18 protein-coding genes are annotated in these 21,476 nt (G+C 65.6%); 8 read left to right on the top strand and 10 right to left on the bottom strand.

The window, feature by feature from the left end; genetic code table 11:
• Nucleotides 1-17 precede the first annotated feature (17 nt).
• Together GGR25_RS07695 and fabI are read right to left on the bottom strand one after the other, a co-directional pair.
• On the bottom strand, nucleotides 18-599 hold the full coding sequence (locus tag GGR25_RS07695; RefSeq protein ID WP_380146375.1) for a histidine phosphatase family protein: 582 nt from the start codon (nucleotides 597-599) through the stop codon (nucleotides 18-20).
• A 19-nt stretch (nucleotides 600-618) separates the two neighbouring features.
• Nucleotides 619-1,437, bottom strand: coding sequence for an enoyl-ACP reductase FabI (gene fabI, locus GGR25_RS07690; protein WP_183398163.1), 819 nt, complete (start codon nucleotides 1,435-1,437; stop codon nucleotides 619-621).
• A 323-nt stretch (nucleotides 1,438-1,760) separates the two neighbouring features.
• Between fabI and GGR25_RS24920 the strand changes: the two genes are divergently transcribed.
• The 4 genes from GGR25_RS24920 (at nucleotide 1,761) to GGR25_RS07670 (ending at nucleotide 6,514) form a co-directional block, all read left to right on the top strand.
• Nucleotides 1,761-3,386, top strand: coding sequence for a DUF3300 domain-containing protein (locus GGR25_RS24920; RefSeq protein WP_183398162.1), 1,626 nt, complete (start codon nucleotides 1,761-1,763; stop codon nucleotides 3,384-3,386).
• A gap of 91 nt (nucleotides 3,387-3,477) precedes the next feature.
• A complete protein-coding gene (locus GGR25_RS07680; protein ID WP_183398161.1) occupies nucleotides 3,478-4,899 on the top strand; it encodes an FAD-binding oxidoreductase in 1,422 nt (473 codons plus the stop codon).
• Complete coding sequence (locus tag GGR25_RS07675; RefSeq protein WP_183398160.1) at nucleotides 4,900-5,514, top strand: hypothetical protein; 615 nt, start codon at nucleotides 4,900-4,902, stop codon at nucleotides 5,512-5,514.
• A 424-nt stretch (nucleotides 5,515-5,938) separates the two neighbouring features.
• Entirely contained in the window at nucleotides 5,939-6,514 is a 576-nt protein-coding gene (locus tag GGR25_RS07670; RefSeq protein WP_183398159.1) for a DUF6101 family protein, read from the top strand.
• Nucleotides 6,515-6,532: 18 nt separating this feature from the next.
• On the opposite strand, the gene GGR25_RS07665 is transcribed toward GGR25_RS07670, so the two are convergent.
• The 4 genes from GGR25_RS07665 to GGR25_RS07650 all read right to left on the bottom strand — a co-directional run bounded on the left by GGR25_RS07665 (nucleotide 6,533) and on the right by GGR25_RS07650 (nucleotide 9,507).
• Nucleotides 6,533-7,453 (bottom strand): AEC family transporter, encoded by a 921-nt coding sequence (locus GGR25_RS07665; RefSeq protein ID WP_183398158.1) that lies wholly within the window; start codon nucleotides 7,451-7,453, stop codon nucleotides 6,533-6,535.
• Nucleotides 7,454-7,596: 143 nt separating this feature from the next.
• Nucleotides 7,597-8,517 carry a 4-hydroxybenzoate octaprenyltransferase gene (gene ubiA, locus GGR25_RS07660; protein ID WP_183398157.1) on the bottom strand — a complete coding sequence of 307 codons (921 nt, stop codon included), beginning with the start codon at nucleotides 8,515-8,517 and terminating at the stop codon, nucleotides 7,597-7,599.
• A gap of 103 nt (nucleotides 8,518-8,620) precedes the next feature.
• Entirely contained in the window at nucleotides 8,621-9,109 is a 489-nt protein-coding gene (locus GGR25_RS07655) for a hypothetical protein (protein ID WP_183398156.1), read from the bottom strand.
• A gap of 125 nt (nucleotides 9,110-9,234) precedes the next feature.
• The gene (locus GGR25_RS07650; protein ID WP_183398155.1) at nucleotides 9,235-9,507 is read right to left on the bottom strand and encodes a DUF4242 domain-containing protein; all 273 of its coding nucleotides are present in this window, start codon (nucleotides 9,505-9,507) and stop codon (nucleotides 9,235-9,237) included.
• Nucleotides 9,508-9,667: 160 nt separating this feature from the next.
• Here GGR25_RS07650 and GGR25_RS07645 point away from each other — a divergent pair, with 160 nt between their 5' ends.
• Nucleotides 9,668-11,374, top strand: coding sequence for an AfsR/SARP family transcriptional regulator (locus GGR25_RS07645; protein WP_183398154.1), 1,707 nt, complete (start codon nucleotides 9,668-9,670; stop codon nucleotides 11,372-11,374).
• 257 nt (nucleotides 11,375-11,631) lie between these two features.
• Here GGR25_RS07645 and GGR25_RS07640 read toward each other — a convergent pair whose 3' ends face one another.
• The 4 genes from GGR25_RS07640 to GGR25_RS07625 form a co-directional block, all read right to left on the bottom strand.
• Nucleotides 11,632-12,987 (bottom strand): MFS transporter, encoded by a 1,356-nt coding sequence (locus GGR25_RS07640; protein WP_183398153.1) that lies wholly within the window; start codon nucleotides 12,985-12,987, stop codon nucleotides 11,632-11,634.
• A 179-nt stretch (nucleotides 12,988-13,166) separates the two neighbouring features.
• Nucleotides 13,167-13,940 carry an SDR family NAD(P)-dependent oxidoreductase gene (locus GGR25_RS07635; protein WP_183398152.1) on the bottom strand — a complete coding sequence of 258 codons (774 nt, stop codon included), beginning with the start codon at nucleotides 13,938-13,940 and terminating at the stop codon, nucleotides 13,167-13,169.
• A gap of 64 nt (nucleotides 13,941-14,004) precedes the next feature.
• On the bottom strand, nucleotides 14,005-14,880 hold the full coding sequence (locus GGR25_RS07630; protein WP_183398151.1) for a helix-turn-helix domain-containing GNAT family N-acetyltransferase: 876 nt from the start codon (nucleotides 14,878-14,880) through the stop codon (nucleotides 14,005-14,007).
• A gap of 909 nt (nucleotides 14,881-15,789) precedes the next feature.
• A complete protein-coding gene (locus tag GGR25_RS07625) occupies nucleotides 15,790-17,673 on the bottom strand; it encodes an NACHT domain-containing protein (RefSeq protein ID WP_183398150.1) in 1,884 nt (627 codons plus the stop codon).
• A 102-nt stretch (nucleotides 17,674-17,775) separates the two neighbouring features.
• On the opposite strand from GGR25_RS07625, the gene purD reads away from it, so the two are divergent.
• From purD to GGR25_RS07610, 3 genes are all read left to right on the top strand, one after another.
• Complete coding sequence (gene purD / locus GGR25_RS07620) at nucleotides 17,776-19,044, top strand: phosphoribosylamine--glycine ligase (protein WP_183398149.1); 1,269 nt, start codon at nucleotides 17,776-17,778, stop codon at nucleotides 19,042-19,044.
• 322 nt (nucleotides 19,045-19,366) lie between these two features.
• Nucleotides 19,367-21,202, top strand: coding sequence for a DNA mismatch repair endonuclease MutL (mutL, locus tag GGR25_RS07615; protein ID WP_183398148.1), 1,836 nt, complete (start codon nucleotides 19,367-19,369; stop codon nucleotides 21,200-21,202).
• Between the two features lie 40 nt (nucleotides 21,203-21,242).
• Entirely contained in the window at nucleotides 21,243-21,470 is a 228-nt protein-coding gene (locus GGR25_RS07610) for a DUF2093 domain-containing protein (RefSeq protein ID WP_183398147.1), read from the top strand.
• Nucleotides 21,471-21,476 lie beyond the last annotated feature (6 nt).

Raw genomic sequence — 21,476 nt, 5'->3', positions numbered from 1 at the left:
TCGTTTGAAGGGGGATTTCAGACCCAGATCGCGTCCTTGCCGTCCCAGATCATGAAGCGATCCTGCGGGATATCCAGCATCGGGGTTCGCTCCGGCCCGAGGCCGAGCAGCAGGCCCTGCAGCACGCGGCACACGCCGCCATGCGAGACGACGACCGTCGGCCGGTCGACCGTATCGAGCCAGCGCGCAATGCGCTCGGACAGCATGGCATAGCTCTCGCCGGCGGGCGGGGTGAAGCCCCATTTGTCCGCCTCGCGCGCCACGACGCGGTCCGGCCAGTTGGCCTTCAGCTCGGCGCCGGTGAAGCCTTCCCAGTCGCCGAAGGTGATCTCTTTCAGGATGGGATCGAGGCGATACTCCGCGGGCTCAAGGCCCATGGCGCCGCGCAGGATCTCCATGGTCTCGCGCGTGCGCTTCAGCGGGCTGGCGACGAAATCATACCCGGCCGCCTGCGGCAGGTTCTCGGCCAGCACGCGGCCATTGCGGCGCGCCTGGCCGCGCCCCCGCGCATTCAGCGGGATATCCTGCTGGCCCTGGAAGCGGCCTTCGGCATTCCAGTCGGTCTCGCCGTGCCGGATGAAGACGAGAGTCGGCACGATCGCTGCTCCGCAGGCCCGCTTAATCTTTGACGACGGAAATGTCCGGCGCGTCGACGGCCTTCATGCCGACGACGTGATAGCCCGAATCGACATGCTGGACTTCGCCGGTCACGGCGCGGGAAAGATCGGAGAGGAAATAGACGCCGGCATCGCCGACTTCCTCGATCGTCACGGTCCGGCGCAGCGGCGCGTTATATTCGTTCCACTTCAGGATGTAGCGGAAATCGCCGATGCCGGAGGCCGCCAGCGTCTTGATCGGACCGGCCGAGATCGCGTTGACGCGGATGTTCTTCGGACCGAGGTCGACGGCGAGATATTTGACGCTTGCCTCGAGGCCGGCTTTCGCGACGCCCATGACGTTGTAGTTCGGCATCACCTTCTCGGCGCCGTAATAGGTCAGCGTCAGGATCGAGCCGCCATTGGTCATCAGCTTCTCGGCGCGCTGCGTCACCGCGGTCAGCGAATAGACCGAGATCAGCATCGTCTTGGTGAAATTGCCTTCGGTCGTATCGACATAGCGCCCGGTCAGCTCATCCTTGTCGGAGAAGCCGATCGCGTGGACGAGGAAATCGAGGCTGTCCCAGTGTTTGCCGAGTTCGGCGAAGGCGGCGTCGATCGAAGCGCCGTCCGAGACGTCGCAATGGCCGACCACGATGCCGCCGACTTCCTCGGCGAGCGGCTCGACGCGCTTCTTGAGCGCATCGCCCTGATAGGTGAAGGCGAGCTCGGCGCCCTGGTCGCGGCAGGCCTTGGCGATGCCCCAGGCGATCGATCGGTTGTTCGCGAGGCCCATGATCAGCCCGCGCTTGCCCTTCATCAATCCGCCGGTCGACTCCATGCCGCTTTATCCCCTTGTCGCATGCGCAGGCGGCACCCTATGACACAGCCGATTTTCAGCTTCAAGGCAATGGCCGCCGCTAGGCCATCACTCTTGCTGAACGGCGTTCTCCGAGCGGGTGATTGCGGACCGCAGATGTGCTGCCGACGCCGGCCCGATTTCCGACAGCATTATGCGGTGCGATCGACCAGGTCAGGCGTGTCAGAACTTGGCTCAGCGTCCCAAATTTCATGCAAAAGGCGCCCCTGACCGCGCTTCCGCTTCCAGCCGCTGCCTCATCGCGATAGCACTCGGCGATGATGATCTTGCGAAGGGAGGCCGCCATGGCGGACCGATACTCGGACGAGAAGGGCTGGTGGGGCACCGGACGCTATTCGCGTGCCGGCGTCGCCGCGCTCTTCCTGTGGACGACGATCCTCTACCCCGCATTCGCGGACACGCTCGCCAAGCCTGCGCCCGCCCTGGAGCCCGCGCCTGCGGCAGCGCCGGCCGAGACCGGCGCGGCGAGCCCGGCGGAACCGGCCGCGCCGCAGCGCCCGGCCGCCGTACGCAACTATACGTTCGACGAGCTCGAATATCTCTTCGCGCCGATCGCGCTTTTCCCCGATACGCTGCTGGCGCTGATCCTGCCGGCGAGCACCGACCCGCTGCAGCTCATCCACGCCGAGCACTGGCTGTTCGACAATCCCGAGGCGGCCAAGAAGGGTGATTTCTCGAGCGCGGACGAGTTGCATCTCGATGCCGCCGTCCTGGCGCTGCTGCGCTTTCCCGATGTCATCGAGATGCTGAACGACCATCTCGACTGGACGGAATCGCTCGGCACCGCCTTCGTGCAGCAGCCGGGCGACGTCGCGACCGTCATCCAGATGCTGCGCGCCAAGGCCTATGACGTCGGCAACCTCAAGACGACGCCGCAGCAGACCGTGACCGTCCGCGAGGAACCAGCGGTCGCGACGGGTGGCGGCGGTGGCGGTGGCGGCCCGGCGCAGATCATCTATATCGCGCCGGCAAACCCGGAGCGGATCTATGTTCCCGTCTACAATCCGGCCACGGTCTTCACCACGCCGGTGGCGAGCGGCGCGCTTCTCTTTACCACGGGCGTGATCGTCGGATCGACCTGGAACAATCGCTGGGGCTGGAACAATCGCGGCTGGGGCAATACCGGCTGGAACCAGGTCTGGGTGAACAACAACGTCAATAACGTCAACAACATCAATATCAACAACGGCAACAACAACTGGAGCGGCAACCGCCCCGGCTATCGCCCGCCGCCCGGCGCCTGGCGGCCGGACCGCCCGGCGAGCCGGCCCGATCGTCCGAACGTGCGGCCCGATCGCCCCAATGCGAGACCCGATCGTCCCGGACGGCCGGACCGCCCGAATGCGCGTCCGGAGCGCCCCGCGGCACGGCCGGAACGGCCGAACGCAAGGCCGGAGCGGCCCCAGGCGCGTCCGGAGCGACCGAACCGCCCGAATGCCCAGAACCGGCAGAACCGGGAGCGCGGCGAACAGGCCCGGCCCCAGCGGCCGAACCAGAATGCGCGGCCACAGCAGAGGCGGAACGAGAACGCGCGGCCACAGAACCGTCAGCAGAATGCAAGGCCCCAGAATCGGCCACAAAATGCCCGGCCACAGAACCGGCCGCAAAATGCTCGCCCTCAGAACCGGCCGCAGAACGCACGGCCCCAGAACCGGCAGCATAATGCGCGGCCGCAAAACCGGCCGCAGAACGCCCGGCCCCAGAACAGGCCGCAGAATGCACGGCCGCAGAACGGACAGCAAAACGCGCGGCCGCAGAACAGGCCGCAGAACGCCCGGCCCGAAAGCCGGCAGCAAAACGCCCGCCCGCAGAACCGGCCACAGAATGCGCGGCCACAGAACGAGCGGAACCGCAATGCACCCGCGCATCGCAATCGCAGCAACTGCCCGCCCGGGCAGACCTGCCGCTGATGGCACGCTCGGTCCCCGTCCCCGCCATCGCGTGGGGACGGGGACGCCCCCGATTTGACCACGGCCGCGGCGGCGCTAATCTGCCGCCGCCATGCTGAACGCCCCCACGCCTGACCTGCTCGCCCGCTTTGCCGCCATCGTCGGCCCCGCTCATGCGCTCACCGACGATGCCGCGACCGAGCCCTATCGCACCGAATGGCGCGACCGTTTCCCCGGCAAGACGCCGCTGGTGCTGCGTCCCGGCACGCGCGAGGAGGTGTCTCAGATCCTCGCGCTCGCCAACGAACACCGCGTCGCCATCGTGCCGCAGAGCGGCAATACCGGCCTCGTCGGCGGCCAGGTTCCCGACCAGAGCGGCACCGAGATCGTGCTCTCGCTCGACCGGCTGACGAAGATCCGCGCCGTCGACGCCGAGGGCTATTCGATGACCGTGGAGGCCGGCGCCATCCTCGCCGACGTGCAGGCGGCGGCCGAGGCGGCCGGCCGGCTCTTCCCGCTCTCGCTCGGTTCGGAGGGTTCCTGCCGCATCGGCGGCAATGTCTCGACCAATGCCGGCGGCACCGCCGTCCTTGCCTATGGCAATATGCGCGAGCTGGTGCTCGGGCTCGAGGTCGTGCTGGCGGATGGGCGCATCTGGGAGGGTCTCGGGAGCCTTCGCAAGGACAATACCGGCTACGATCTGAAGCAGCTCTTCATCGGCGGCGAGGGCACGCTCGGCGTCGTCACCGCCGTTGTGCTCAAGCTCTTTCCCCGCCCCAAGGGCGAGGCCGCCGCCTTCGCCGCCGTCGCCGATCCCGCCGCGGCGCTGGCGCTGTTCAACCTCGCGCGCGATCGCGCGGGCCACGAACTGACCGGCTTCGAGCTGATGCCGCGCATCGGCATGGACTTCACGCTCAAGCATCTCGCCGGTACGCGCGATCCGCTCGCCGAGCCCTCGCCCTGGTATGTGCTGATCGAGATCGCGTCGGGCCATAGCGACGAGGCCGCGCGCGCAACCATGGAGGATGTGCTCGGCACGGCCTTCGAGGCGGGCGTGGTGAGCGATGCGGCGATCGCGCAGTCGCTCGCGGACCGGAAGGCGTTCTGGCACATCCGCCACGGCATGAGCGAGGCGCAGAAGCCGGAGGGCGGCTCGATCAAGCACGACGTTTCCGTGCCGATCGCCCGCGTGCCGGAATTCCTCGCCGAGGCGATCGCTGCGGTGGAAGCGATGGTTCCCGGCTGCCGCCCGGTGCCCTTCGGCCATCTCGGCGATGGCAACATCCACTTCAACGTCTCGCAGCCGATCGGCGCCGACAAGGAAGCCTATCTCGCGCGCTGGTCGGAGATGAACCACGTCGTGCACGGCATTGTCGGCCGCTATCACGGCTCGATCTCGGCGGAACACGGCATCGGCCGCCTGAAACGCGACGAACTCCCCGCCGTCAAGGGCGAGGTCGCAATGGCGATGATGCGATCGATCAAGCAGGCCCTCGACCCGAACGGCATCCTCAATCCGGGGAAGGTGGTTTAGGTGCGGGCGGACCGGGGGCGCATTCACGTCCGACTGTCGGATTTCCTCAGGACGGGAAAGATCGGGCCGATCGGCATCGGTTCCACGCGGGCGGACATCGTCCAGGCGTTTGGCGTGGCCGATGGATTCAACCGGCCCCGCGGGGCGAACTCGGAAATGATCTGGTTCTACGGATCGGGAGCCTCGATCGAGTTCGGTTTCCTCCAAACGGTCTCCGCGTTGGACCGGGTCTTCTATATTCAAATTGAGAATGCAGATTGCCACAGGGGCTTTTCCGGCGCTGGTCGCTTGGCATTCTTTGATGAAGGCTTCCGTATCGATGGTACAATGAAGTGGGATATCGAGCGCTTCTGCCGGATTCGTGGCGTCCGCTTCGTCCAGATCCGGAGTTCGACCGGAATCTACGGCCTGCTGACCGAAGGTGGCGTCTGCGCCTGGGCCGGTGACGAAGATACCGAAGGCGAGCTGTTCTTCGACTTCCAGACCTTCATCACGGACGGCCCGCACTCGGCACTAGCTGCTCGCATACCGGTCGGCTTCAATCGTCTGCACTGGGATCACGAGCAACTGACATGGCCGCTCGGCCGATCGACCCGCTGGCGCCGGACTATCTGAGAACGCTTGGGCCGCGCGATCTCGTGCGTTGAACCCAGACAGCCAACCGAACCGTGACCACACCAATCATCCTCGCAAATCTGGAGGCTACCTCCACGATTGCAGGGATGAGCCCCGCATCGAGCGCCGTGAGGACGCTCACGCCGGGGCGGATGGCGCCTCCCGGCTTGCCAAATGTCGAGAACCGCCTACCGGGCGATGACGCCTCTCGAGACCGGAGCCATCGACTCCCCCGCCCCTAACCTCCCGTCAACCCTATCCGGTGACCGCCTGCTAACCCTACTGCGAACCGGACAATCTTAACCATCTTCCTTAAGGGGAAATCGGCCTGCCGTATGGCATTTTCGCTTCAACGAGACGAGAGACCGGCCTGTTCCAAACAGTGCGTTAGGACCTCGTTAACCGGACGGAAGAGGCGAAGATCATGATGCAGGCAGCCAATCTCAACGCGACGAACCGTGACATCCGGCTCGACCCGAAGAGCCTTCCGGTGCGCTTCTCGACCCCTGTCCAGGGACCGTCCCGCCCCGTCGTCGCCTCGGTGGTGCTCGACCGCGAACGCGTCGTCATGAAGCGCCCGCTCGCCGGCATCGACGCCACCGTCGCCTGCCCGCTCTCGGCCTTCCGCGGCGTCGCGGTGCGCATGAGCGTCGATCCGGTGACCGACGAGATCCGCACGGTCGTCGAGCTGATGCATCGCGATCCGGCCATGTCGATCCCGCTGGTCTCGCGCGAGGATCTCGGCGACGCCGAGGACATCGCCGCCGACTGGCAGGCCTGGGGCAAGGCGCTCGGCCTGCCGCTCCTGGTCGTCGAGGGCGACGGCACGATCCGCGAGGCGCTGTCCAAGGTCGGCAGCGTCGTTGTCGGTGAGGTCAAGGCGCGCCGCACCGTCGCCTCGCTGACCAAGCGCCGCCCGCGCTTCCTGAAGCGCCGCAAGACCGGCTTCAACACCGAAGGCGGCGTCCTCGCAGGCCGCGAGATCATCGCCCGCGACTGACGGGCGGGGACCCCTAAATCAGCCGCCGAAAATGCGCGCCAGCCAGATCCAGAACGGCGCGGCGGCGGCGAATGACAGCGCGCCGACGATCAGCGTCGACGAGGCCGGCGCGACATAGGTCTGGAATCGTCCGGCGACCACCGCCCCGGTAAAGGCCGGCGGCAGCGCCGAGAGCAGCACGATCTGCTGCAGATTATCGCCCCTGACGCCGAAGAAGAGCGCCGCCGCCAGCATGGTGGCGGGCATCAGCACCATCTTGACGCCGGCGTTCCAGAGCACCTCGCGATCGAACGTCGCCTTGTGTGCCGAGAGCACCACGCCGGCCGCGAAGACGGCGAGGCCGGAATTGGCGTGGCCGATCAGCGCCAGCGGCGGCAGCAGCATTTCGGGCACGCGGATGCCGGCCAGCACCAGCAAAACGGCGATGAGCGGGGCCAGGACGACCGGCTCCTTCATCGCGCTCACGACGGCCGCGCCCGGCTTCGACCCCGTCGAGGCGACGAAGAACATGCCGAGCGGCACCTGCACGACATTGACGACCAGCGCCATGACGGCGACGCTGAGCGCCGCCGCGCCGCCATAGAGCGGCGACAGGACGGCAAGGCCGAGAAAGCCGACCGTGGGCGCCGCCGCGGAGAGGCCCGCAACGCCCGCCTCGCGGCTCGTGCGATGGAAGACGAGGCGCGCCACGCCGAAGGCGACGGCATACCAGCCGACCAGCACGCCGAGCGAGAGATAGAGCAGCGTCCCGTCGGACAGGAGCTCCTCGCGCGTCGATTTGACGATCGAGACGAAGAGCACGGCCGGCAGGCAGAAATCGAGCACCAGCTTGTTGAAGCCGGCCGCCTGATCCTGCGTGAAGGCTTCGCGCTTGCCGGCGACATAGCCGAGCGCCAGCACGAACAGGATCGCGCCGATATCCTGAAGGATCGCCGTCATGCCTTGTCCCCGAACCGACGCGCAGCGTCACCGACAGATCTGGCACGGAACGCGAGGGCTTGCCAGTCATGGCCGGACGACGGAGGCCGGACGAAGACGGCTACGGACCTTCGGCCCGCCCTCCCCGCCCGAGCAATGCGCGCTCAGAACAGCCCGTCGAGCACCAGCCCGAGGAACAGGACGAGGCCGAAACTGCGGTTCGATTTGAACAGCCGCAGCGCTTCCTCGCCATTGTTGACGTCGATCGAGCGGACCTGGACCATGAGCTGCAGCGCGCCGAGCGCCAGCCCCGCCCAGGCGATCCAGCCGACGCCGGCCGTCCAGAAGGCGGCGGCGAAGAAGAGCGTCGCGACCGCATAGAACAGGCCGACATAGAACGGCGCGCGATCGCCGAAGAGGCGCGCGGTGGAGCGAACGCCCATGATGGCGTCGTCCTCCTTGTCCTGCAGCGCGTAGATCGTGTCATAGCCGATCGTCCAGGCGACGCCGCCGGCATAGAGCAGGATCGGCGGCCAGGCGAGCGCGCCATACCAGGCCGCCCAGCCCATCAGCGCGCCCCAGGAGAAGGCGAGGCCGAGCACGCTCTGTGGCCAGTCGGTGATCCGCTTCATGAAGGGATAGGCCGCGACCACGCCGAGCGAGGCGATGCCGAGCAGGATCGTGAAGCGGTTGAAGGAAAGCAGCACGGCGAGGCCGACCAGCGCCTGCACCAGCAGGAAGATCTTCGCCGCGCGGACAGAGACCGCGCCGCTCGGGATCGGCCGCGAGCGGGTTCGCGCCACGCCGGCGTCGAGGTCGCGATCGACGATGTCGTTATAGGTGCAGCCGGCGCCGCGCATGGCGACCGCGCCGATGAAGAACAGCACGAGATGCCCGATATTCGGCAGCGCCGCGCCCGCCGCGACGCTCGCCAGTGCCGCCGACCACCAGCAGGGCAGCAGCAGCAGCCACCAGCCGATCGGCCGGTCCCAGCGCGCCAGCCGCGCATAGGGCTTCAGCCACGACGGCGCGTAGCGATCCGTGAGGTTGCCGCGCTGGGCGTCGGCGACGCGAATGTCGGTCATGAAGCGAACGTCCGGTTCGGATCTGAATCGCCCGGACCATAGCACCGCCCGCCCTTCGTTTCGACGGAAGCTGCCGCGGATGCGGCAGCCTCCATATGAGCGGCTAGTGGTCGTGCCCGCCCGCGGCGTCGCAGGAGACGTCCGGGTTCATGTCGGCGAAGGTGCCATTCGGGTTCGGTTTCCAGGCCCAGACATGCAGCTCGTAGAACGGGCCGAGGCCATAGCGGTTCGGCGCGCCGGTGAAGCTGAAGAGATGGTCTTCGAGCGAGGCCGGTCCCTTGGCGGTGATGTATTCGACCGCGACCAGTTCGAGCGATCCATCGGCCTTCGGCTCGTACATCACCGCCTCGGGCCTCGCGAGGTCGATGACATCGTCCTTGATATAGGCGGCGTTGACATAGTGGATGCCCATCGCGCCGCCCTCGATTCCGCTGGCGCAGGGGATCGGCGCATAGCCCTCGTCGGTCGCGGCCGCGACATCCTGAAAGCGCGCATTGGCCATGCGGACCTTGTCGGCCAGCGGATTGGCGCTGCCCGCCAGAGCCGGTGCCGCCGTGGCGGCAAGGAGAAGGCCTGCAGCAAGGTGTATCATTCGAAATCGGCTCGTCATTCTGGAGTTCCTGTCTGGAAGCGGATGCCCGCGACGCCGCGCAGCGAGGCTGCCCGGTCCCGTTGCGGCGCATCCGTTGAAACGCGTGTGGTCTCGAGGCGGTGCGTTCAGCCGGCCGTCGAGGGATCGATCTGCGCGGCGAGCTCGGTGACGCGGTTCGCCGGAAATCCCGCCTCATGGGCGTGCCGGCGGATGATCTCCGCGCTCGGCGCCTCATGCACGCAGTAGATCTTGTCGCCGGCGACATAGCTTGTGATCCAGCGATAGGGAACATCGAGGCCGCTCACGACCTCGTTCGACTTGGCGGCGATCTCGCTGAGCTCGGAGGGGCTCAGCTTGTCCGCTCCGGGGATCTCGCGTTCGATGATATAGGTTGGCATGGGTAAGGTTCCTTTTGTTGGCTGACCCTGCCAAATTCTACGCCGGGCGTTGGACGGCGCGCGCAGGCAGCGGATTTTACCGGCGCTTTCCGTCCAACGCTCCGTCACACGGTCGCCGTGTTGCTCGAACGGAATGCCGATCGGTTTCGGAGGCTTTCGCATGACCCGGATGATCCGCCTGCTCGGCGAGCCCGCCATCCTCGACGCCGAAGGGCGCAGCCAGCCCGTTCGCGGCTATCAGGCCTGGGCGCTGCTCGCGCGGGTCATGCTGGCGCGCGCGCCGCTCGACCGCCGCCGCCTCGCCGAAGAGCTCTTTCCCGAAACGGCCGATCCGCTCGGCGCGCTGCGCTGGTGCCTCGCTTCGCTGCGCAAGGCGCTCGACACCTCGCAATGCCTGCGCGGCGATCCGATCGAGCGGGATTTTCCGGACGGGATCACGATCGACATCCGCCGGGTGGACGAGGCCGATTTCGATGTCGAGCAGGCCGGACCGCTGCTCGGCGGCGTCGAGCCGCGCTGCAGCCCTGAATTCTCGACCTGGCTGCTGGTGGAGCGGGAGCGCATTGCGGGCGTCATCGACGCCCGGATCCGCCGCGATGCCATCGCGGCCATCGCGGTCGGCGATCATGGCCGCGCCGTGCGCCTGGCCGAACTCGGCGCGCGGCGCGATCCCTATAATGAGAGCGCCCATGTCCTGCTGGTGAAGAGCCTGGCCTGCGCGGGACGCTATGAGGCGGCGCTCCGGCATGTCGAGGCGACCGAGGCCGTCTTCGCCGACGAGCTGGGTGTGAAGCCCTCGGCGGCGCTGCGCAGCGCCGCCCGGCGGACCGTGTCCTCGCCGCCGGCCGGCATTTCGGCCGTCACCTTCGTCCAGTCGCTGATGCAATCCGGCCTCGCCGCGCTGTCGGCCGGCGCGACCGATGCGGGCATCGATTGCCTGCGCCGCGCCGCCTATGACGCCGAAAAGGCGGGCGACACCTATCTCCTCGCCAGCGCGACGTTCGAACTGGGGACCGCGCTGGTGCATTCCGTCCGCGGCTATGACGACGAAGGCTCCGTGCTGCTGCGCCAGAGCACCGAGCTTTCCCGCCAGTCCGGCTATGAGGGCCTCGCCGCCTCGGCCTTTCGCGAACTCGGCTATGTCGAGGCCATGGCGGGGCGGCGACCCTCCGCCGCCGGCTATCTGGCGACGGCGAGCGAATTCACGCGCGATCCCGACAGGCTCGCCGGTATCCACGCCGTCATCGGCTTCAATCTGGTCGATTGGGGCCGGACGGACGAAGGTCTCGCGCATTATGCGCTGTCGCTCGACCATGCCCGCTCGGCCAAGAACCGCCATCGGGAAGCCTGGTCGCTCGGTCTCGGCGCCTGGGGCCTGCTCGGTGCCGGACGGCTGGACGAAGCCGATCGCTGGCTCGCCGAATGCATGAAGGTGGTGGAGGCGCAGCGCTGGCTGGCGTTCCGCCCGTGGCCGGTCGCGGTGCTCGGCGAGACGCGGCTGCGGCAGGGCCGCGATCCGGAGGCGTTGCGGCCGCTGCTCGAGGAAGCCTATGCGCTCAGCTGCCAGCTCGGCGACCCGTGCTGGGAGGCGGCCATCGCCCGCGTCCTGGCGCTGACCTATGCGGCGACGAGCGATCTGGCGCTGGCCGCCGAATGGCTGGCCGAGGCACGGCGGCGCTGCACGCGCGACAAGGACGCCTATGCCGCCCTGCAGGTCGAGATCCTGGCGAGCCAGGTCGAGATCTTCACGGCGCAGGAAGATGGGACGCTGGCGCAGACGACGGCGCGGGACTGGGTATCGCTCGCGGCCAAGACCCACATGGACCACCACGTCGCCCGCGCGGCGGCCTTCATCGCCGCCGGCTAGGACGGGTCGACATTAAGGCTTGGTCAAACCTTCATGCGCCCGGTCACCGCCACCGGGATTCTGTCGTGGCCGGGCTTGACCCGGCCACCCAGACTTTCCGAGGCTTTGGCTCTGGCACGGACCGCAAGTCTGGATTGCCGGGTCGAGCCCGGCATTGACACCGGCCTGGTGTCTGACGAAGCCAAGAACCCTGAAGGTCGACGGGCCCGGGAGCCCTTCGGCGCTTCAACGACGCGCCGAACGGCTCCTGGAAGCTCTCACGCCTCGATGTCGACGTGCTTGGTTTCCTTGCCCAGCAGCAGCGCGATCAGCGTCAGCACGGCCATGGCCGAGAGATAGAGCCCGACATAGAACGGGCTGCCGCCGCCATAGCTCCACAGCGCCACGGCGATGAACGGCGCGACGGCGGCGCCGAGGATCGACGAGACATTGTAGGAGACGCCCGAGCCGGTGTAGCGGACATTGGCCGGGAAGAGCTCGGGCAGCAGCGCGCCCATCGGGCCGAAGGTCAGGCCCATCAGCGTGAAGCCGAGCACCAGCCAGGCGACGACGCCGATCGTGCCGGCCGACAGCATCGGCACCCAGAGGAGGCCGAACAGGATGATGCCGAGCGTGACCCAGATCAGCGTCTTGCGGCGGCCATGGCGGTCCGCATAGGGGCCAGAGACCAGCGTGAAGATGCCGAAGAAGATGACGCCGAAGATCATCATCATGACGAAGGTCGTATAATTGTAGCCAAGGCCCGGCAGCTTCGCGTCCACGGCGGCGCGGCCATAGGAGAGCGAGAACGTCGTCATCAGGTAGAAGAGGACATAGGTCGCCAGCATGTAGAATGTGCCGAGGATCAGTTCGCGCCAATGCAACTTGAAGGCTGCGGCGAGCGGAACCTTCTGCACCTTGCCGCTATTCACCGTCTTCTCGAAGGCCGCGCTCTCGACCAGATGCAGGCGGACCCAGAGGCCGACGATGACCATGACCGCCGAGAACAGGAACGGAATGCGCCAGCCCCAGGCGAGGAAGGCGTCGGACGGCCGCGTCGGATCCTCGGAGGGCAGCAGCCAGGCGATGACCAGGAAGAGGCCGTTGGCGATGATGAAGCCGATCGGCGCGCCGAGCTGCGGGAAGGTGCCGAACACGGCGCGCTTGCCCTCGGGCGCGTTCTCGGTCGCGACCAGCGCCGCGCCGCTCCACTCGCCGCCGAGCGCGAAGCCCTGGGCGAGACGGAGGATGACGAGGAACAACGGCGCGAACCAGCCGACGCTCGGATAGGTCGGCAGGCAGCCGATCAGGAAGGTCGCGATGCCCATGGTGAGCAGCGCGCCGACGAGGGTGATCTTGCGGCCGCGCTTGTCGCCGAGATGGCCGAAGAAGATCGCGCCAAGCGGGCGGGCGACCATCGCGGCGCCGAAGATGGCGAAGGAGGCGAGCAGCGCCGTCGTCGGATTACCGGCCGGGAAGAAGAGGTGCGGGAACACCAGCACCGCCGCCGTCGCATAGACGTAGAAATCGTAGAACTCGATCGTCGTGCCGACGAGGCTCGCCAGGATGACGCGCGAACGCGGATTGGCAGGGGCGGCGCCGGAATAGCGCGCGGCGGCGGCGGGTGAGGACATCGATGGACTCCTGCCGACGGCTCCGCCACCGATCTGCCCCGGGCAGGTCGAAGGAAGCCACCGGATGTGGGGCAAAGCGCCGCAACGGCGCGAATGGCGGGAGCCATGAGCCGGCGCCGGCAATTTTTCAAGCGCTATTTGCCGCTGCGCGCAAGAATCGGATCGCGCGCCGCCCGCCGCTACCGCGCCGTCCAGCCGCCGTCGACGAGCAGCGTCTGGCCGGTGACCATGGAGGCCGCGTCCGAGGCGAGGAAGACGACGGCGCCGGCGACCTCCTTCGGCTCGCCGATGCGGTGCAGCGCGGCGATGCGCTGGATCACATCGGCATGGAACACGGGGTCCGACAGCATCTTCGCCGTGCCGTCGGTGCGGATGAAGGTCGGCGCGACGCAATTGACGCGCACATTGTGCTCGCCCCATTCGACGGCAAAGCACTTCGTCATATGCGCGACCGCCGCCTTGGCGAGGCAGTAGATGCCTTCACCCGGCAGCGCGATGGCGCCCGCCTGCGAGCCCATATTGACGATCGAGCCGCCGCGTCCGCGCGCGATCATGGCGCGGCCGACATATTGCGTCAGGAAGAAGCTCGACTTGACGTTGAAATCGACCGTGAAGTCGAACTCCTGCTCGCTCGAATCGATGAGGGCCGAGCCGACGCCGCCGCCGGCATTGTTGACCAGGATGTCGATCTTGCCGAAGGCGGTCAGCACGTCGTCGACCGCCGCATAGCAGGCGGGAAGGTCCATCACATCCATGGGCAGGCGCATCGCCCGCCGCCCCATCGCCTCGATTTCGGCGGCGAGGCCGCCATCCGCCTCGGCATCGCGCAGCCCGATCGCCACATCGGCGCCATGAGCGGCCAGCCCCAGCGCGATTGCCCGCCCGAGCCCGCGCGCGGCGCCGGTGACGAGCGCGACGCGGCCCGAAAGATCGAAACTCGGCAGATCCGACATGATGTCCTCCCTCTCTTGTTGCGGCGAGCCTAGCGGCAATGCGGGGAGGTGGCGAGACGGCGCGTCAGAACCGCTTCTCGAAGAAAGCGTCCGGATAGGGATCGTCATTGAAGCGCGGGATCTCGGTCCAGCCGCTGGTCTCATAGAGCCGCCGCGCCTCGGGCAGCGCGCGGTTTGTGTCGAGGCGGAGCACGCCGATGCCGATCTCGCGCGCCGCATTCTCCGCCGCCTGCATCAGAAGCCGGGCGAGGCCGAAGCCGCGCGCGGCCTCGGCGACCCAGAGCCGCTTGATCTCGCCCATCTCGCCGCCCTGCCCCTTGAGACCGACGCAGCCGAGCGGGCCGCCATCCAGCATCGCAAGAAGGAACGCGCCGCGCGGGCGGACCATGTCGGCGGCGTCGGGATCGCGCGAGCGCGCGACGTCGAAGCCCTGCTCGAAGCGGCGCGCCAGCTCCGCATAATAGCGTTCGAGGCAGACGCGCGCGGCGGGGCCACGCGGGTCCTGTTCCTCGATCGTGATCCGCGCGCGCCCGAGCGCCACCGCGACGCGATCCATCGCCGCGAGCAGGCTCTCGGCATGGGGATCGCGCTGGAGCAGCGCCGCGGCCTGCGCGTCGGAGATCGTCTCATAGGCTTCGAATTCGGCTTCACCCGCCGCGGTCAGCCGCGCGATCCGCCGCCGCGCATCGCCCGTCTGCGGCACCGTCTCGACCAGCCCCTCCTCCTCGAGGCCGCGCAGCAGCCGGCTCATCAGCCCGGAATCGAGCCCGAGATAATCGCGGAGTTCCCCGACATCGCCGCGCCCATGCCCGATGGCGTTCAGCACCCGCGCCGAACCAAGCGGCCGCCCGCGCCCGAGAAAAGACGTATCGAGCGCCCCGACCTCCGAGGTAACGGCACGGTTGAAGCGGCGAACACGAGCGACGGCGTCGAAAGACATGATGTCTGACTTTAGTCAGGCAATTGGGTCGCGTCAATCGAATGCCAATGCAACGCCCCGCCCACGCGCAGGCCTATCGCATGCCGGGCGATCGGCGCTTTCGCATCTTTCTTCACCTCCCCCTGAGGGGGAGGTCGACGGCCGCAGGCCGGCGGGAGAGGGTTTAGGGAACCATCCGGATAGTCCGTAAACCCTCTCCCGGCGCTCCGCGCCGACCTCTCCCTCAGGGAGAGGTGAAGAGCAGGGCTCGGACCCCAAAGCCCCCTCCCGCTCGCGGGGGAGGGTTGGGAGGGGGCGAGCCGCCGTGGGACGGGGCTCGCGGCGAAGCATGACCGGCGCGGGCCTGCCCCGGCCGGCAGAGACGCCGTTCCTTCCCCCTCCCCCTTGCGGGGAGGGTCGGGGTGGGAGTCGCGGGGCAGCCGGAACCTTCGGCGAAGCCAGCGTATCCTCGCGATGGTCCTCCACCCTGGCCCTCCCCGCAAGGGGGAGGGAACCAGCCTGGCGCCACCGGCCGGCCAGAACGCCTCGACCGAGGCCGAAGCGAACCCCTCCCCGAACGTGCTCCGCACGTTCGGCCCTCCCTCAAGGGGAGGGTTCGGACCGCGTCTCGTCTTCGAAGGTGCATGCAAACCGGGCCGCCGGGCGGCCCTCGCCTGCACGGCGCTCTGCCAGGACAGGACCAGGCGCCGGCAACAGGCTCCCCTTGAACCCTCCCCTTGAGGGAGGGTCAAAACCGGCAAGGCCGGCTTTGGGGAGGGGTCTGTCAGTGGGTGCGGCGCACCGGCTTAGCGGCGCCCCTCTTGTTGTTAGAGTCCGGAATGAAGGGGCCCTCAGTCTCCTTGCCAACACCACCGTCCGAATGACGATAACGCTCCCGCAACCTGAAATCGTTCCTAATGACAATAAATATCAGTTCGGTCCAAATATCTCGTCTATCGACGCTGCCCGCTCCTGGTCTAATCGCATTACCTCGCCGCACCAATGTCGAGCCGACCTAATTATCTCCTTCAATTCTTCACCGTCTTCCTCCGCCTTCTCGTCAATTTTTCGCCTTATACGACATATTACGTCGTATACTACTCCACTTTCATACAGACTATTGTAATCAATATTCACTTTTCCGTCTCGGAATGCAACAGACATATTAATATCGAATTCTTGCCTAGAGTCCAGAAGCGTCTCGAACTCTTCCAATATGAGACGAATCTGCTCATTTACATCTGATCGCTCAAACACATCCAAAACTTCTGATGATTTCTCCGATCTCATCTTATTAATATTTACGACAAAATCCCGAATTTTATTCGGAACTGGACCGATTATACTAAATCTAGAAATTCCGCCGCCACTCTGTTTTAGATTTACGGCAATATTACAATCCAGACATTCCAGAAAATCTATCCCAATACATTCATCATCAACTCTATCGAAAATGCCGTGTTCCTCAATTTCAGGCCTGATATACCCCTCTATGACAATATGCTCATTCATCTCAAAGGCCATCGCAATTACATTGTCGCTTATCCTAGTCTTTATCTTCTTCAAATATTCATATGCCTTTTTATTTAGTAAATGAGTTATCGCATAAGCAGTAAAATATTCTTGAAATGATCTATGAATAAAATATATGTATAATCCATCCTGTTGCATTAGATTTACCGATTCGACTATATCTCTCCTTACCTCGTCGACTGACGCGTCAATCTTTATAACCTTTATAGACCTATCAATATAACTTAACAATTCATATTCATTGAACTCAAATTTCTCCTCATAATATGAAATTGCACTGAATATTCCGAATATCTTCCTGAACTGATCTATACTCAGCGTCGAATCCCTCGACCACGCCTTTGTTGCATCATGCGATGAGTAGAGCGTAATGAACGCTTGATCGTAAAATGCATTCATGTTTTCAGGAATATCCATGTTATCGCGGAATGTCATCACCATCATTATACAGAGGAGCGGATTTGAAAGAAAACTTTCATGTCTTTCGTAGAATACTTCGTCAGCAGACGATTTGAACGACTCTTTGATATCGTCAGCGATCGGAATCTTTTCAACTAAGTCAATCATTTGGGTGTATTCAAACGGCCGAGGAGACAAAACATGAAATTGCTGCCAACCTGAGAACCGTTCATCTGGTCGACTCGAAACGACCATGGGACACTTCGGAAATTGGCTCGCGAATGACAGTATCGATGACTGAATATCATCTCTATTATCGTGTGGTATTTCGTCAAATCCATCAAGTATGAAGCAAAAACTTCCATGATTGCAAAAATAATCAAATAACTCGACGCTAATTTGTCTCGCCGGCGACATGATAGACATCAAGCTATCCTTAAAAATCGACGTATCCGACCTACTGAGATTTCGCAACTCTATGAATATCGGAATTACCCCCATGGGATTCCGGAATATCGTCATCCATAGATGTCTCATAAAGAATGTCTTTCCGGTACCACCATTACCGCTTATGACGATTCTGTCACCATCCCTGATCTTTTGTACGATCTCTTCATCCGAGTATATTCCTTCTGACGAGTAAAATTTGCTTTCAACGTATATGTCATACAGTGGTATATCTCTATCTTTCGCACATATTATTCTAACATGACTGTTTATTTGGTAAACTCTCCTACAATACGGGTCAAAATCGGTAAATACCTTATTCCATGCAAATTCAAACTTTTTGGTCACACCATTTATTACTGTGTTGAATGTGGTTTTTATCAGATCCGTTAAAGCAGCGGCTGCGATAACATTCGGATCAACCTCAGCGCTCATGATGCCCTCCCAGTTTCAATCAGGATGTCACGAGGGCTCCGTCCATTCAATCTTGCCTTCCGCCCGTTCCTCCCCTAATCCCGCCTCATGTCGAACGCACCCTTGAACGTCCTTCTGATTGGCTCCGGCGGGCGGGAGCATGCGCTGGCCTGGAAGCTGGCGCAGTCGCCGCGCATGGGGCGGCTTTTTGCGGTGCCGGGGAATCCCGGGATCGGCCATGAGGCGTGCCTGACGGCGCTCGATCCCTATGATTTTCCGTCCGTCGTGCGCTTCTGCGGCGAGAACCAGATCGCGCTGGTCGTCGTCGGGCCGGAGGCGCCGCTGGTGGCGGGGCTGGCCGATGCGCTGCGCGCGGCCGGGATTGCCGTGTTCGGTCCGTCCAAGGCGGCCGCCGCGCTCGAAGGCTCCAAGGGCTTCACCAAGGATCTCTGCATCGAGGCCGGCATTCCCACGGCCGCCTATCGCCGCTTCGCGGAAGCCGAGAGCGCCAAGGCCTATCTGCGCGAGGTCGGCGCGCCGATCGTCGTCAAGGCGGATGGCATCGCGGCCGGCAAGGGCGTGGTGGTCGCCGCGACGCTGGACGAGGCGCTCGAAGCCGTCGATGCCTGCTTCGGCGGTGCCTTCGGCGCGGCCGGCGCGGAGGTAGTGATCGAGGCGCTGCTCGTCGGCGAGGAGGCGAGCTTCTTCGCGATCTGCGACGGGAGGGCGGCGATCCCCTTCGGCGCGGCGCAGGACCACAAGCGCGTCGGCGATGGCGACACCGGCCCCAATACGGGCGGCATGGGCGCCTATTCGCCGGCCCCTGTGGTGGATGCCGCGATGGAAGAGCGCGTGATGGCGGAGATCATCCGCCCCACCGTCGCCGCGCTCGCCGCGCGCGGGACGCCGTTCTCGGGTGTGCTGTTCGCCGGGCTGATGATCACGGAAAAGGGCCCGGAGCTGATCGAATACAATGTCCGCTTCGGCGATCCGGAATGCCAGGTGCTGATGCTGCGGCTCGAGAGCGACCTGCTCGAAATCCTGCTGGCGGCGGCCGAGGGCCGGCTGGAGGGCGTCACGCCGCGCTGGCGCGACGAGGCGGCGCTCACCGTGGTCATGGCGGCGAAGGGCTATCCGGGCGATTACAGGAAGGGCACGCCGATCGAGGGCATCGACGACGCCGAGGCGCTACCGGGCGTCACCGTGTTCCAGGCCGGCACGGCGCAGAAATCGCTGCAGCTGGTCGCGCATGGCGGGCGCGTGCTCAATGTCTCGGCCACCGGCGCCACCATCGCCGAGGCGCAGGCGCGGGCCTATGCCGGGGTCGACGCCATCCGCTGGGACGACGGCTTCTGCCGCCGCGACATCGGCTGGCGCGCGATCGGGCGGTAGGGGGGCGCGGGCGCCGTCTGCCTTGAACCCTCCCCTTGAGGGAGGGTCAAAACCGCGACGCGGTTTTGGGGAGGGGTCTGGTTCGCCGTGCGGGTCAAGAACGCTTCGGCCTTGCCGAAGCTAGCCCCTCCCCGAAAACGCCCTTGGCGTTTTCGACCCTCCCTCAAGGGGCGGGTTCAAGAGGGAAGGACGCCGGCGCAGGCGAAAATACGAGTCGCCGGAGTCGCTTGCCATCCATTCCTGACACGCCGATTCAACGCCTTCACGCGCCGCTTCAACGCGCCGCTTCCCCGTGCCCGCCGAATCCGGCAGAGTCCGTCCCATGTCGATCCGCCGCCTCTCCGAAGACATGATCAACCGCATCGCCGCCGGCGAGGTGGTCGAGCGGCCGGCGAGCGTGGTCAAGGAGCTGGTCGAGAACGCGATCGACGCCGGGGCGCGGCGGATCGAGGTGGTGACGGCCGGCGGCGGCATCGGGCTCATCCGCGTTGCCGATGACGGCAGCGGCATGGTCCGCGCCGATCTGGAGCTCGCCGTCGAGCGCCATGCGACCTCCAAGCTTGCCGAGGATCTGCTCGATATCCGCACGCTCGGCTTTCGCGGCGAGGCGCTCGCCTCGATCGGCGCGGTGGCGCGGCTCTCGATCGCGTCGCGTCATGCCGATGAGCCGCATGGCTGGGAGATCGCGGTCGAAGGCGGGCGGATCGCGGCGCCGAAGCCGGCGGCGCTTTCTGGCGGAACGCGGGTCGAGGTGCGCGATCTCTTCTTCGCGACGCCCGCCCGGCTCAAATTCATGAAGGGCGAACGCGCGGAGGCAAGCGCGATCACCGATGTCGTGCGCCGCCTCGCCATGGCGCATCCCGAGGTGCGCTTCTCGCTCTCGGGCTCCGATCGCGCTGGCGCGGAGTTTCCGGTCGGCAGCCGCGAGGCGCGCATCGCCGCGCTGCTCGGCGAGGATTTCGGCGACAATGCGATCCCGATCGATGCGGCGCGCGAAGGGGTGCGCCTCTCCGGCCTTGCCGGGCTGCCGACCTTCCACCGCGCCAATTCGCTGCAGCAGTTCCTGTTCGTGAACGGTCGCCCGGTGCGCGACAAGCTGCTGATGGGTGCGCTCCGCGCCGGCTATATGGATGTGATGAGCCGCGACCGTTTCCCCGTCGCCGCGCTGTTCCTCGAGCTCGACCCGCATGAGGTCGACGTCAATGTCCACCCGACCAAGGCCGATGTCCGCTTCCGCGATCCGGGGTTGGTGCGCGGGCTGATCGTCGGGGCGCTGCGCCAGGCGATCCTCGCCAGCGGCCATCGCGCGACCTCGACCGGCAGCACCGCGACGCTCGCCGCTTTCCGGCCGGAGAGCGCCCCGCCCTCCCCGTTCCGACCTGCGTCCGGCCCCGGCGCGGCGCCCAATTCGCCAATGGCGGCGGATTCTTCGCCAATGGCGGCGTCCTGGCGAAACTGGGCGGCGCCGGCCGGCGGTTTCGCCGAGGCGCGGCAGGCAGCCTTCGAAGTCGTCGACCGCCCCTCCGCGGATGCGCGGCCGGCAATCGTCGAGGAGGCCGTCGAAACCGAGCGCGCCCGCCGTCCGCTCGGCGCGGCGAAGGCGCAGTTGCACGAGAACTATATCGTCGCGCAGACGGAGGGCGGCCTCGTCATCGTCGACCAGCACGCGGCGCATGAGCGGCTGGTCTATGAGAAGATGAAGGCGGCGCTGGCGCGTTCCGGCGTCGCGACGCAGATGCTGCTGATCCCCGATGTCGTTGATCTTCCTCAGGAAGATGTCGCGCGGCTCGTCGCCCGCGCCGATGAGCTGGCCGAGTTCGGCCTCGTGCTGGAGGGGTTCGGGCCGGGCGCGATCGCGGTGCGCGAGACGCCGGCGCTGCTCGGCGAGGTGGACAGCGCCGCGCTCGTCGCCGACCTTGCCGACGATCTCGCCGAATGGGGCGAGACGACGCGGCTCAAGGAGAGGCTCGATCATGTCGCGGCGACGATGGCCTGCCACGGCTCGGTCCGCTCGGGCCGCCGGCTCAAGGCCGAGGAGATGGACGCGCTGCTCCGCGAGATGGAGGCGACTCCCGGATCCGGACAGTGCAACCACGGCCGCCCCACCTATGTCGAACTCAAGTTGTCCGACATCGAAAGGCTGTTCGGAAGGCGTTGAAATCCTTGCGAAAGGCAGAGAAGAGGCGGATATAGGGCACATGAACCGCATGGAACATCACGGCCGGGGCGGCGAAGCGCGCATCCGCTATCTCGACGGCGACTATCAGATCCTGACGCCTGGCGCCTTCGTGCGCTGTGCCGTCACGGGCGCGCAGATCCCGCTCGACGAGCTCCGCTACTGGAACGTCGCGCATCAGGAAGCCTATGCGGACCCGGCAACAGCGCTCGCCCGCCACAAGGCGCTGGGATTGACCTGGTCGCGCTGAGCGCTT

It is taken from the genome of Kaistia hirudinis, assembly GCF_014196455.1.
In the GTDB taxonomy this organism is placed as follows: Bacteria; Pseudomonadota; Alphaproteobacteria; order Rhizobiales; family Kaistiaceae; genus Kaistia; species Kaistia hirudinis.
Note: the sequence above shows the minus strand (reverse complement) of the source record. Positions and strands in the feature narration are given on the sequence as shown.